4 protein-coding genes are annotated in these 15,107 nt (G+C 65.3%); all 4 read right to left on the reverse strand.

Annotated elements, in window-relative coordinates:
* Window positions 1–34: 34 nt before the first annotated feature.
* Window positions 35–4,126, reverse strand: a complete 4,092-nt coding sequence (locus tag OIE74_RS08050) for a non-ribosomal peptide synthetase (protein WP_329380030.1) — start codon at window positions 4,124–4,126, stop codon at window positions 35–37.
* On the reverse strand, window positions 4,123–10,677 hold the full coding sequence (locus OIE74_RS08055; RefSeq protein ID WP_329380033.1) for a non-ribosomal peptide synthetase: 6,555 nt from the start codon (window positions 10,675–10,677) through the stop codon (window positions 4,123–4,125). Before OIE74_RS08055 ends, OIE74_RS08050 begins: the two co-directional genes overlap by 4 nt.
* Window positions 10,678–10,761: 84 nt before the next feature.
* On the reverse strand, window positions 10,762–13,740 hold the full coding sequence (locus tag OIE74_RS08060; RefSeq protein WP_329380037.1) for a non-ribosomal peptide synthetase: 2,979 nt from the start codon (window positions 13,738–13,740) through the stop codon (window positions 10,762–10,764).
* 72 nt (window positions 13,741–13,812) lie between these two features.
* The gene (locus tag OIE74_RS08065; protein ID WP_329380040.1) at window positions 13,813–15,087 is read right to left on the reverse strand and encodes an MFS transporter; all 1,275 of its coding nucleotides are present in this window, start codon (window positions 15,085–15,087) and stop codon (window positions 13,813–13,815) included.
* Window positions 15,088–15,107: the final 20 nt, after the last annotated feature.

Here is a 15,107-nt window from a genome sequence, read left to right on the forward strand (position 1 = left end):
AACTGGTCCATCTGCTCCGGGGGCCGGGCAGGGTTCAGCCGCGCCGGTCGAGCCAGTGCCTCAGCAACTCACCCAGGGTTTCGCTGTGTTCGACCGCCATCAGTTCGCCATGAGTGGACGGCATGGACATGACGGTCAGTTCTCCGGTGACGTAGGGCTCCCAGTCCTGTTCCGGTGCCCTCCCGACGGGGACGGGGTCCAGCGCGGCCCGGATCAACAGCGCGTCACCGTGGAAGGTCTCAGGACGATGCAGGCTGAGCAGCTGAAGATTGTTGGTCACGACCCCCCGGACAACGGCCTCGGCCTGCTTCTGGTCGGCCGCGTCGTCCACCGGGCTGATCAGCCGGCCCACGGTGAAGTCGGGGCCGGCCGCCTCCGCCATCACGCGCTCCACTTCCGCGAAGTCCCCCACCGCGGCGGAGGCTTCGTCATCGAGCACCGGGTAGCTGTCCAGCATGATCAGGGCCCCGACCTCCTCGCCCCGCCGCTGCGCCTCCACCGCCATGGCGTGTGCCACCACGCCGCCCATCGACCATCCCAGCAGGTGAAGCGGTCCCTGCGGCTGCACCTCGCGCGCCCGGTCCACGTAGTCGGCGGCCATCTCCGTCAACGTGCCGGGAAGCATGGCATCCGTCGAGACGTCGAGCCCTCGGGCCTGGAACGCGTGAACCGGCCGGCCGGATCCCAGCATGCGTGGCACACCCGAGTAGCACCATCCGAAGCCGCCTGCCGGGTGGACACAGAACAGTGGTGGCTCATCTCCGCCGGTCCGCAACGGAAGCATCGTTGACGCGGCCCGCGCGCCTGCCCCCTCCTCAAAGGTGGTGGCGAGGAGGGCGGGGGTGGGGAGGTTGAACAGGTCGGCGACCGTCACGGGCCTGTGGAGTTTCTCACCGACCTGGGTCACCAGGCGGACGGCCAGCAGGGAGTGGCCGCCCAGATCGAAGAAGCTGTCGTCCGCTCCCACCTCGCTCACACCCAGGACCTGCGCGAACACGTCCGCGATCACCTGCTCGTCCGGAGTCCTGGGCGCCCGCCCACGCGCCGTCCCCGACACCACCGGCTCCGGCAACCGCGCCCGGTCCAGCTTCCCACTCGACATCATCGGCAGCGCGTCCAGCACCATGAACGACACCGGAACCATGTACGCGGGCAACTCCGCCACCACACCCCGCCGCACCTCAGCCACATCCACCACCGACCCGGCCACCGGCTCGACATACGCGACCAACTGCCGGTCCCCCGCACGCTCGAACACCGACACCGCCGCCCGGCCCACACCCTCCTGCCGCAACACCGCAGCCTCCACATCCCCCAACTCGATCCGATACCCGCGCACCTTCACCTGACCATCGATACGCCCGAAGAACTCCAGCGCACCATCAGCACGCCAGCGCACCGAATCCCCCGTCCGGTACATCCGCCCACCCGGCACCCCACCGAACGGATCCGGAACAAACCTCTCCGCCGTCAGCCCCGGCCGACCCGCATAACCACGCCCCACACCAGGACCCGCCACACACAACTCACCCCGCACCCCCGGCGGAACCAGACCACCCCACTCATCCACCACACACACCCGCACATTCACCAGCGGACGACCAATACTCACCCCACCCCCACCCACCACACGAGCAAACGTACTGTAGACCGCACACTCGGTCGGTCCGTAAAAGTTGTGAACCGCTACGTCCTTCGTCTCCAGCAGCTGATCCCACAGCGGCTGGTCCATGGCCTCACCGCCGACGGACAGCACCGCCGGACGCGGATGCCCCTCGTCGAACATGCCGACACCCGCCAGCTGCCGCACCACCGACGGCGTGACGTCCATGAACCCGATGCGGTGATCGGCGACGTACCGGGCCAGCGCCTCCATGTCCAGACGCGTCACACTGTCCACAATGTGCAGCTCATTCCCCTCGAACATCCACAGAAGAGCCTCCCAGTGGCTGTCGAAGGACAGAGGCGCGGTCAGCGCCGCGGGCATCCCCTCGCCCCGGACCTCCCGGAACGCCTTGTCATGACCGTGATGAAGGCTACAAGCCGCCCGATGGGAGATGACGACTCCCTTGGGCCGGCCCGTCGAACCCGACGTAAAGATCATGTACGCGGCATGCTCCGGCAGCAACGGCGACAACCGGTCCACATCCGACAGATCACCCCCGCCGAACCCCGCCAGCAGACCACCACCGGCACCCTCCTCCGCCACCCCCGCCAAATCCACCCACTCCGTACCCTCCGGCCACGACACCCACGAACGCGAATCCCCCAGCACCACCACCGGACCCGCATCATCCAAAACCGCCCCCACCCGCGCCACCGGCAGATCATCACCCACCGGCACATACACCCCACCAGCCTTCAACACCGCCAGCACAGCAACAACCATCTCCACCGACCGCGACACACCCAACGCCACCCTCGACTCCGGCCCCACCCCCCGACTCACCAACAACCGCGCCAGCCGATTCGCCACAACATTCAACTCCGCAAACGACAACGACACCCCACCAGCCACCACCGCCACCCCCGACGGCGACCTCACCACCTGCGCCTCAAACAACTCCGACACCACCCCTACCGAACCCCCCTCCGCCAGACCCCCAACACCCTCCAGCCACCCCCGCTCCTCACCCGACAACAACTCCACATCACCCAACAACACACCCGGATCAACCGCCACACACTCCAAGAACCGCACAAACCGATCCGCCAACCCCCGCACCGACACCTCATCAAACAAATCCAACCGGAACGCCAAACCACCGTGCAGTACATCCCCCGCGTCAACCAGCGTCAGATCCAGATCGGCAGGTATGTAACCGGCACCGGGCTCCATCCGGGTGGCGGTGATCCCGGCGAAGCTCGACTCCGTCAAAGGCTCGGCGACAGTCTCCGGGAAGTAGGTGAACATGGCTTGGTAGAGGGGGTTGCGGCTGGGATCACGGGCCGGCTGCACTCGCTCCACCACGGAACTGAACGGCACGTCCTGATGAGCCATACCCTCCAGCACGGAACCACGGACCCGCCCAAGGAAGTCCACGAACCGCATCCCCGGCTCCCACTGACCCCGCAACACCACCGTATTCACAAAGTATCCGATCAACGGCGCCACCTCAGGACGACTCCGCCCCGCCATCGGACACCCCACCGTCACATCACGCTGACCACACACCCGGCCCAGAAACGCCTGATACACAGCAAGCAGCGTCATGAACATCGTCGCGTCAGCACCCCGGGCAAGCCGACGCAACCCCTCAACCACACCCACAGGAACAACAAACCCGACATGACCCGCCCGACCCGACTGCACCGCCGGCCGCACCCGGTCAACCGGCAGATCCAACACCGGAACACCCGCCAACCGACCACCCCAATAATCCAGCTGCGCATCCAGCACACCACGCTCCCGCAACCCATACTGCCAACGCGCCACATCCAAAAACTGCAACCCCAACTCAGGCAGCCCCGCAACCCCACCACCCACCGCAGCCCCATACAGAACCGTCAGCTCACGCCAGAAAATCTCATCCGACCACGCATCCGTAAACGCATGATGCGTCACCACCAACAACACATGCTCATCCACACCCAACCGGAACAACACCACCCGCAACGGCACATGCCCATCCAGATCAAACGGCTCACCCGCCCGCTCAGCCACCAACTCCTCAAGCAACCCCTCCCCACCAGCCCCACCAGGAACCGACACCACCTCAACCCCCACCGGACCCGCCGGCATCACCTCCTGCACCACCGACCCCCCACGCTCCACAAAACGAGTCCGCAACACCTCATGCCGACCCACCACACCCGCCAACGCACCCTCCAACGCCCCCACATCAAGCCGCCCCACAAGCCGGAACGCCGACGGCACGTTGTACGACCCCACCCCCGGCCCCAACCGCCACAAAAACCACAACGCCTCCTGCGCAGGCGACAACACCCCCTCACCCGCACCCAACCCCACCAACACATCCCCAGAAACCCCACCCATCAGCCTGCGCTGGAGCAGCTGGCGCTTGGCAACGCTGAGGCTGCGCCACTGCTCGTCGGTGACGCGGGGAATCGGGCTGCGCTCCGACGTGACGTCAAATGCCGTGGGAAGGAATCCCTCGTTGCTCACTGCTCCTCCTCAAGAAGTCGCACAGCGTCACTGTCGGACAGCTGATCCAATTCGGCCAACAATTGCCCTATGTCCTCGGAATCCGCCTGCAGTTGGCGGACATGGGCCGCGAGGACCGCGAGGCCTGGGCAAGCCAGTACGTCTTGTACGGCGATTCCGACACCGAGGTCGGCATTGAGGCGGGTGGTCACCCGGATGGCATGCAGGGAATGCCCACCGAGATCGAAGAAATTGTCCGTGGTGGAGACGCGTTCGGTTCCCAGGGTTTCGGACCAGATCCGGGCGATCGCCTTCTCGACATCGTCGGCCGGCGGTACGTACTCGTCCGGCCGGGTCCCGATGTCCGGCTCTGGCAGCCCGCTTCGGTTGATCTTCCCGTTGGGGAGTAGGGGCAGTGTGTCCAGGACCACCACCTGTACGGGCACCATGTGTTCGGGCAGCCGTTCGGCCAGGAAGGCCCGCAGTTCGCCCCCGCTTCCAGGTTCCAGGCCCGGCCCCTCGGCGTAACCCACCAGACGCAGTGCACCACCCGTCCCGGGCGAAGCCACCACCACGGCCGCCTCGACCTCCGGATGCGAGTGCAACACCACCTCGATCTCGCCCGGTTCCACCCGGAAACCCCTGATCTTGACCTGCTGATCGACACGCCCCACGAACTCCAGCGTCCCGTCCGGCAGCCACCGCGCCAGATCACCCGTCCGGTACAACCGCGCACCCGGAACCCCGGAGAAACAGTCCGGCACGAACTTCTCCGCCGTCAGCCCCGGACGCGCCCAATAGCCCACCGCCACACCAGGACCACCCAGCCACAGCTCACCCGGCACACCCACCGGCGCCAGCCACCCGAACCGGTCCACCACCCACGCCTGCGTATTCGCGATCGGCGGACCAATACGACCCGGTGTGACCGATCCCGCCACCAGCGGCATACACGTCGAGGTCGTGGTGACCTCGGTGGGACCGTAACAATTGTAGAAACGCGCCCCGCCGGCCCCGATAGCACGCTCCACCATCACCGGATTGAGCGCCTCACCACCCACATGCACCCGCTCCAAGGTGGCAAAAGCGTCAGGGACCGCCGATACCGTCGCGTTGAACAGTGCCGACACGGCTCCAAGGACGGTCACGCCCTCCGAGCGGATCAGATCGCGCAGGCTCTCCGGAGCCGTCACCACTTCCGGTGGAATGATCACCACCCGGCCACCGTTCAGCAGCGGTCCCCACACCTCGAACGTCAGAGGATCGAACGACGCCGAAGCAAGCTGCGCCATCACTGACGACTCGGACAGCGGAAGATAATCGGCCTCACATACCAGGCGCACCACCCCCGCGTGCGGCACCACCGCGCCTTTCGGCCGGCCCGTCGAACCCGACGTATACATCAGACACGCCGGCCTGAGACCAGAACCACCGCCAACACCCCCACCGACACCGCCGGATGTGAGAGGGACAGGCCGCACCTGACTGATGTCGATGGTGGTCCGGCCGTCCAGCGGCAGACGGTCGAACAGATACTCATGCCCCACCACCACCCGCGCCCCGGAATCCTCCAGCATGAACGCCAGCCGCTCCCGCGGATACTCCGGATCCAGCGCCACATACGCCGCCCCCGCCCGCAACACACCCAACATCCCCACCACAAGATCCGCCGAACGCTCCACACACAACCCCACCACCCCACCACGCCCCACACCCACAGCCCGCAACGCCGCAGCCACCCCATCAGCCCGCGCCACCAACTCCCCATACGACACAGACACACCACGATCCCGCACCGCCACCGCACCCGGCCGCTCCAACGCCCGCGCCACCACCCCCTCATCCACCGAATCCCACACCAGATCCGCGGCCGTCGAATTCCACGAGGAAAACGCCCGCCGCTCCTCATCGGAAAGGACATCAATGGTGTCCACCCGACGATAAGGATCCTCAGCCAGGGCCCGCAGCAACCGCAGATAGCAGTCCCGGTAGCCACGCACCTGCTCGCCGGTGAACTCGGCCGTGTGGTAATCGATGACGTGAACGAGCCCGTCGGCCCCTGGTTCACGCATGAACCCGCACGCGAAAGGCCAGTTGGTCGGCTCGGACCGCGCGGTCATGTAGGAGCCGTCCGCCGCGCTCACGATCCCGACCTCGCCCGCCTCCAGCGCCTCGGCCAGTACATGGAAGTGGTTGTAGATGAAGTGCGTCTCGTACAGCTGGGCTCCGCCGGCCAGCGCCCTGATCTCGGTGTGCGGGAACCGTCGGTGCGGAAGGATCTCCGTGTCCCGGGCGAAAACCGCGCGGATGACATCCGCCATCGTGCCTTCCACCGGGACAGAGAAAGGAACCGAATTCAGGAAAAGACCCCGCGTGTCGGTCCCTCCCTCACCCTCCAACCGGCCATTGACCAAGAGCCCGGTAGTCGGACTACGGTGCCCGGTCAACTTGGACATCACCGCCAGATGAGCGCCAAGCAGCACAGACTTCAACGGCAGACCAAGCCGACGGGTGACGTCCACCAGCCCTTCGTACACAGCAGGATCCAGCCGAGTCTCAAGCGAGCCGAAGCCACTCCCCTCCTCCGGCGAGACCCGTTCCCCGTCTCCGACATCGCCGACCGGAACCGGGGCGCCTCCGCGCTCCGCCGGCGGCAACCGGGGAAGCCGGAGCGCCTCCCAGTCGCATATCGCTTCCTCCCAGAACGCCCGTGAAGCAGCGCTACGGGCATCCGCCCGCTCCAACGCCACGAACTCCCGGAACCGGGAAACCGGAGCGGACTCCCGCGCGGCCTCCGGATCCTCCAGCAGCAGCGCATAGCGACCGATAATCTCACCGATCGTGGAATTCAGGCTCCAGCCGTCCAGAATCGCGTGATGCTCGACAAGCGTCCACTGGAACTCCCCGTCATCCACTACATGAATGAAGAACCTCAGCAGGCCGGGAACATTCACATCGAAGGGTATTCCGCGCTCCCTTCTCACGCACTCGGCGACCAACGCCGACCGTTCCGCCTCCGCCAGCTCACGGACATCCTCAACCACGACCGAAAGCTCAGCCATCTCATGGACAACCTGGAGCAAATCGTCGTAACCACTCAGGTGGAAAGAGGTACGCAAGATTTCATGACGAAGGACCACATCGTCCACAGCACGACGGAACAGGGACTCGTCGAAACGGGCCCGCATCCCAAAACTGTCCACATTGAGATAAGGGCTGATCCGGGAATCGGCCTCCATCTCGTAGATCATTCCCATCTGAAGCGCGGTCATCGGATAGGCGTCGACCGCGTCCGCGGGCATCCTTTCCCGGTCCCCGGTGGAGACCATCGAGAACGGTTTCAACTCCTGGGCTCGGGACTCGTGCGAGGTGCACAGCGGCGCCAGTCGCTCTACCGTCCTGTGCTGGAAGAGACTCTGAAGGTCAAAGGTCAGCCCGCGACTACGTGCGGCCGCCAGCACCTGAACACTTCGGATCGAGTCACCACCCAGATCGAAGAAGTTTTCACGCACCCCCACGCGATTCACACCGAGCACCTCGCACCACACATCGGCAAGGATCTTCTCCTGCTCCGACGACGGCGCCAGATACTCCTCACGCGTTTCCGCGTGTGCGAACTCCGCGGAAGGCAGCCGAGCCAGATCGGCTTTGCCGTTGGCGTTGAGCGGAATCTCGTCGATCAGGATGATCAGCGCCGGAACCATGTAGGACGGGAGCCGCGCGGCCAGATGGTCGCGCAGGTCATTGACTGATGTCTCAGCTCCCGCAGCGGGAACGCAGTAGGCCACGAGCCGAGGAGTGTCCTCGTCGCGGGTCACGGTCACCACGCTGGAATCGACCTGCGGATGAGCACCAAGGACGGCTTCCACCTCGCCCGTCTCCACCCGGAACCCTCGTATCTTGACCTGCTGATCGGCGCGGCCCACGTACTCGAGTTCGCCGCTGGGCAGCCAGCGCGCCAGGTCTCCGGAGGCATAGGTGACTCCGGCCCGGGAATTCTCAGGATCGATGGGAAGAAAGCGCTCAGCGGTCAGCTCCGGCCGGTTCAGGTAGCCGGCCGCCACCCCGGCGCCGGAGATGTGCATCTCCCCGGCGACACCGATCGGCTGTTCCCGCCCGTCAGGACCGAGCACACGGATGCTGTATCCGGGCAGCGGGACACCGATAGGGCTGACGCTGTCGTCCAACGCTTCGGGGGTGAGCGTCTTGACAGTGGCATGCACCGTCACCTCGGTGATACCGAACATGTTGATCAGCTCAGGAGCACCAACCTGGTGCCGCTCCCACCAACGGCGGACCGCCGAGAGATCGACAGCCTCGCCCCCGAAAATTACCTTGCGCAGAGCCAGCGGTGCGGGTATTTGGGCGTCCGCCTCTTCGAACCTGCCGAAGGCGGTTGGTGTCACATTGAGGACGGTGACGCCGGCCTCCGAAACAAGCCGATGAAATCCGGCGGGATCCCTGGCCAATTCCGGAGGAACCACGACGAGGCACCCTCCGTTCGCGAGCGCGCCCCAGGTCTCCCACACGGAAAAGTCGAAGGACGCCGAGTGAAACAGTGACCAGACATCTTCGGGGCCGAAGTCGAAACACCTGCGGCCGATGGCCATCAGTGAGCCGAGATTCCGATGTCGTACCGCGACGCCCTTCGGCCTCCCGGTGGAACCCGATGTGTAGATCAGGTACGCGAGATCGTCACCGCGCTCAAGGTTCCGGCCGATCGCATTCGCCGTGTCGGGTGTGAGGGCGACGGGTCGGGTTTGGCTGATGTCGATGGTGGTCCGGCCGTCCAGCGGCAGACGGTCGAACAGATACTCATGCCCCACCACCACCCGCGCCCCGGAATCCTCCAGCATGAACGCCAGCCGCTCCCGCGGATACTCCGGATCCAGCGCCACATACGCCGCCCCCGCCCGCAACACACCCAACATCCCCACCACAAGATCCGCCGAACGCTCCACACACAACCCCACCACCCCACCACGCCCCACACCCACAGCCCGCAACGCCGCAGCCACCCCATCAGCCCGCGCCACCAACTCCCCATACGACACAGACACACCACGATCCCGCACCGCCACCGCACCCGGCCGCTCCAACGCCCGCGCCACCACCCCCTCATCCACCGAATCCCACACCAAATCACCACCACCACCCCGCGACCACGACCGCAGCAACTCCACCTCAGCCGCCGGCATCCCCCTCAGCTCCGACAACCGCACCCGCGGATCCGCCGTCACCTCACCAAGCACCGCAAGCCACTGATCCACAAACCGCCGCACCGTAGACGCATTGAACAAATCAGACGCAAACTCAACCTCCCCCCACATACCATCCGCACCAGCATCAAAGACCAGCATCCCCAGATCAAACTTCGCCGTCCCCGTATGCACCGAACCAACCTCCCCCTCAGCACCACCACCCCACTCCCACCGGCGCCGCTCCACCGGATTCACACTGAACGTCACCTGCACCAACGGCGACCACGACGACTCACGCTCCGGCACCAACGCATCCACCAACGACGAAAACGGCACCTCCTCATGCCCCTGCGCCGCCACCGCACTCCCCCGCACCCGCCGCACCAACTCCACAAACGACGGATCACCACCCAGATCCACCCTCACCGGCAACATATTCGCGAAAAACCCCACCACCCGATCCAGAGCAGCGGCACCCGACCGCCCCGCACCCGGCACCCCAACCACCACATCCTCCTGCCGCGACCAACGACCCACCACCACATCAAAAGCCGCCATCAGCACATGAAAAACCGTCGAACGGCACTCCCGCGCCACACCACGAACCCCGTCCACCAAACCACCAGGAACATCAAAAACAACCATGTCCCCCACATACGACTGCACCGCCGGCCGCACCCGATCACCCGGCAGACTCAACACACCCGGCGCACCCTCCAAATACCCACGCCACCACCCCACACCCTCATCCAGCACACCCCCCGACAACCGCTCCCGCTCCCACACCGCAAAATCACCGAACGACAAAGAAACCTCCGGAAGCACCACCTCCCGCCCCTCAACCCCCGCCGCATAAAACTCCCGCAACTCCTCCTGCAAAACCCCCAACGACCACCCATCACACACCGCATGATGAAACACCAACCACAGAAGCCCCTCACCCACACCACCAAACTCCACAAACCCACCCCGCACCAACGGCGGCACACTCAAATCAAAAGACCCACACACCCCCTCACGCACCACATCCCACGCCTCCCCCTCACCCCCCACAGAAACAACCGACCACGACACCTCAACCCCCACACCCGCCACCACAGAAACCGGACGCCCACCCACCGTCCGAACCCCCGAACGCAACGCCTCATGACGATCCACCAACCCCTGAACCGCCCCACCCAAAACCCCCACATCACACCCACGCACACGCACCACAAACGGCGCGTTATACAACGCACCCCCACCCACCAACTCATCAAGAAACCACAACCGCTCCTGCCCGAACGACACCACACCAGCCCCCACACCCCCACCAGGCACCGGACCAACCGACGGCACGAACGACCCAACAGAAGCCTCATACGCCTTCATAACTCTCCCCACTCCACTTCCCAATCAACAAACAAAACCATCCACCAGAAAGGGCAACAGGACGGCTCAATCGCCATCCGTTTCTCAATGCCGTGGGCCGGCGCCACGTCCTCGTCCGGCCCGGTCCCGATGTCCGGCTCGGGGCAGCGCTTGTCGGTTGATCTTCCCGTTGGGGAGCAGGGGCAGGGTGTCCAGGACCACCACTTGTACCGGCACCATGTGTTCGGGCAGCCGCTCGGCCAGGAAGGCCCGCAGTTCGCCCCCGCTTCCAGGTTCCAGGCCCGGCCCTTCGGCGTAACCCACCAATCGCAGTGCACCACCCGTCCCGGGCGAAGCCACCACCACGGCCGCCTCGACCTCCGGATGCGAGTGCAACACCACCTCGATCTCGCCCGGTTCCACCCGGAAACCCCTGATCTTGACCTGCTGATCGACACGCCCCACGAACTCCAGCGTCCCGTCCGGCAGCCACCGCGCCAGATCACCCGTCCGGTACAACCGCGCACCCGGAACCCCGGAGAAACAGTCCGGCACGAACTTCTCCGCCGTCAGCCCCGGACGCGCCCAATAGCCCACCGCCACACCAGGACCACCCAGCCACAGCTCACCCGGCACACCCACCGGCGCCAACCACCCGAACCGGTCCACCACCCACGCCTGCGTATTCGCGATCGGCGGACCAATACGATACGGAGTAACCGATCCCGCCACCAGCGGCATACACGTCGAGAACGTGGTGACCTCGGTGGGACCGTAACAATTATGGAAGCGGGCCCCGCCGGCCTGCATGGCACGCTCCGCCAGTACCGGGTTGAGCGCCTCACCACCCACGTACATCTGCTCCAGCGAGGCGAAGACATCAGGAACCAACGGCACCATCGCGTGGAACAAGGCAGTCACCACAAAGGCCACGGTCACGCCCTCCGAACGGAGGAGATCACGCAGGCTCTCCGGAGCCGTCACCACTTCCGGTGGAATGATCACCACCCGGCCACCGTTCAGCAGCGCACCCCACACCTCGAACGTCAGAGGATCGAACGACGCCGCGGCAAACTGGCCTGTCACTGACGACTCGGACAGCGACACATAGTCCGTCCCGCAGACCAGGCGCACCACCCCCGCGTGCGACAGCACCGCGCCCTTCGGCCGGCCCGTCGAACCCGACGTATACATCAGACACGCCGGCCTGAGACCAGAACCACCGCCAACACCCCCACCAGCACTGCCGGATGTGAGAGGGACAGGCCGCACCTGACTGATGTCGACGGTGGTCCGGCCATCCAGCGGCAGACGGTCGAACAGATACTCATGCCCCACCACCACCCGCGCCCCGGAATCCTCCAGCATGAACGCCAGCCGCTCCCGCGGATACTCCGGATCCAGCGCCACATACGCCGCCCCCGCCCGCAACACACCCAACATCCCCACCACAAGATCCGCCGAACGCTCCACACACAACCCCACCACCCCACCACGCCCCACACCCACAGCCCGCAACGCCGCAGCCACCCCATCAGCCCGCGCCACCAACTCCCCATACGACACAGACACACCACGATCCCGCACCGCCACCGCACCCGGCCGCTCCAACGCCCGCGCCACCACCCCCTCATCCACCGAATCCCACACCAAATCACCACCACCACCCCGCGACCACGACCGCAGCAACTCCACCTCAGCCGCCGGCATCCCCCTCAGCTCCGACAACCGCACCCGCGGATCCGCCGTCACCTCACCAAGCACCGCAAGCCACTGATCCACAAACCGCCGCACCGTAGACGCATTGAACAAATCAGACGCAAACTCAACCTCCCCCCACATACCATCCGCACCAGCATCAAAGACCAGCATCCCCAGATCAAACTTCGCCGTCCCCGTATGCACCGAACCAACCTCCCCCTCAGCACCACCACCCCACTCCCACCGGCGCCGCTCCACCGGATTCACACTGAACGTCACCTGCACCAACGGCGACCACGACGACTCACGCTCCGGCACCAACGCATCCACCAACGACGAAAACGGCACCTCCTCATGCCCCTGCGCCGCCACCGCACTCCCCCGCACCCGCCGCACCAACTCCACAAACGACGGATCACCACCCAGATCCACCCTCACCGGCAACATATTCGCGAAAAACCCCACCACCCGATCCAGAGCAGCGGCACCCGACCGCCCCGCACCCGGCACCCCAACCACCACATCCTCCTGCCGCGACCAACGACCCACCACCACATCAAAAGCCGCCATCAGCACATGAAAAACCGTCGAACGGCACTCCCGCGCCACACCACGAACCCCGTCCACCAAACCACCAGGAACATCAAAAACAACCATGTCCCCCACATACGACTGCACCGCCGGCCGCACCCGATCACCCGGCAGACTCAACACACCCGGCGCACCCTCCAAATACCCACGCCACCACCCCACACCCTCATCCAGCACACCCCCCGACAACCGCTCCCGCTCCCACACCGCAAAATCACCGAACGACAAAGAAACCTCCGGAAGCACCACCTCCCGCCCCTCAACCCCCGCCGCATAAAACTCCCGCAACTCCTCCTGCAAAACCCCCAACGACCACCCATCACACACCGCATGATGAAACACCAACCACAGAAGCCCCTCACCCACACCACCAAACTCCACAAACCCACCCCGCACCAACGGCGGCACACTCAAATCAAAAGACCCACACACCCCCTCACGCACCACATCCCACGCCTCCCCCTCACCCCCCACAGAAACAACCGACCACGACACCTCAACCCCCACACCCGCCACCACAGAAACCGGACGCCCACCCACCGTCCGAACCCCCGAACGCAACGCCTCATGACGATCCACCAACCCCTGAACCGCCCCACCCAAAACCCCCACATCACACCCACGCACACGCACCACAAACGGCGCGTTATACAACGCACCCCCACCCACCAACTCATCAAGAAACCACAACCGCTCCTGCCCGAACGACACCACACCAGCCCCCACACCCCCACCAGGCACCGGACCAACCGACGGCACGAACGACCCAACAGAAGCCTCATACGCCTTCATAACTCTCCCCACTCCACTTCCCAATCAACAAACAAAACCATCCACCAAGACGACGACAGGACAGCCCTGTGCTCACCGCCCCTCCGGAAGGGCGGGAGAAGAGTCCGAGCCCGGCTCCCGCGCCCCTTCCTCGACGACAGCGTCCTCATCCCGCTCCCGGCCGACCAGCGCCCACTGCCCGGAGTGAGATGCGAGGTAGAGCGCCGCCCCACAGAGCACCACCGACACGACCACGACCAGGACGCGGTAGTCGACCAGGGAGATGAGCAGAGCGCCCATCGCCATGGACACCGTCTGCGGAACCGTGGCGATGAACTCGAAGGCGGCAAACGCCCTGCCGAGATGGGAATTGGGCACCTGCCGTTGCAGGGCGGTGGTGGCAGAGGTGGCCAGAGCCGGAAACGCCACGCCCAGGACGAACACGGCGAACAGGACCGCCGGGTAGGACGGGATCAGCAGAAGCAAGGTGGCCAGACCGCCGGCCAGCAGCCCCGCGCTGACGATCAGTCCTTCGCCGAGCCTGCGCAGAAGCACACCCACGGTGATGCCGCCCGCGATGGTCCCCACTCCCTGGGTCGCTCCGATGAAACCCAGATGCGATGCCTCCTGCCCCAGCCCCTTGGTGACGACCTCTATGCCGATGACTTCGAAGAAGCCCAATGCCAGCATGGCAATCCCCAGAGCCGTCACGATCTGGCGAAGGGCCGCGGTCCGGGCGAGGAGTCGGACGCCTCCGGACACCTCCGCCCACCAGCTCTCGCCCGTCGGACGTTCCGCGACCGTCTCCTCCGTCTTGACCGGAAGCAGCACGAGCGCCGAGATCACGAAGACGCAGGACACAGCCGCCGAGACACCGGGCCCACCGATCAGAGCGAACGCACCGACACCGATGGCCGGGGTGAAGAGGCGCAGAGCTCCGTGCAACGACTGCCGAATGCCATTGACGATCGACAGTTCCTCACGTGGCACCAGAGAGGGCAGCAGCGCGGCCTGCGCCGGCGCGGTGAACGCTCCGTACAGTCCGTACACGAAGATGACGCCGTAGATCATCCACACGTCGTCCTTCGAGTCGACCATGACGAGGGTGAGCAGCAGCAGAGCGATCAGCAGGTGGGCAGTGATCAGCATCCGTTTCCGTGGGAAGCGATCAGCGAGCACACCGAACAGCGGCAGGAACAGGCCACCCAGCGCGAAGGAGAACATCACCAGCCCTGCGGCAGCGGTGCTGCCGGTCAGTGTCTTCACCCAGACCGCCATCGCCAGCCACAGCGCGAAGTCAGCGAAGTTCGCGAGAAGATCTCCCACCAGGAACAGGCGGAAGTTCTTCTCTTTGAGGATTGCGGGCACGCCCGCTCCTTCCCGATGGT

It is taken from the genome of Streptomyces sp. NBC_01716, from assembly GCF_036248275.1.
Lineage (GTDB): Bacteria > Actinomycetota > Actinomycetes > Streptomycetales > Streptomycetaceae > Streptomyces.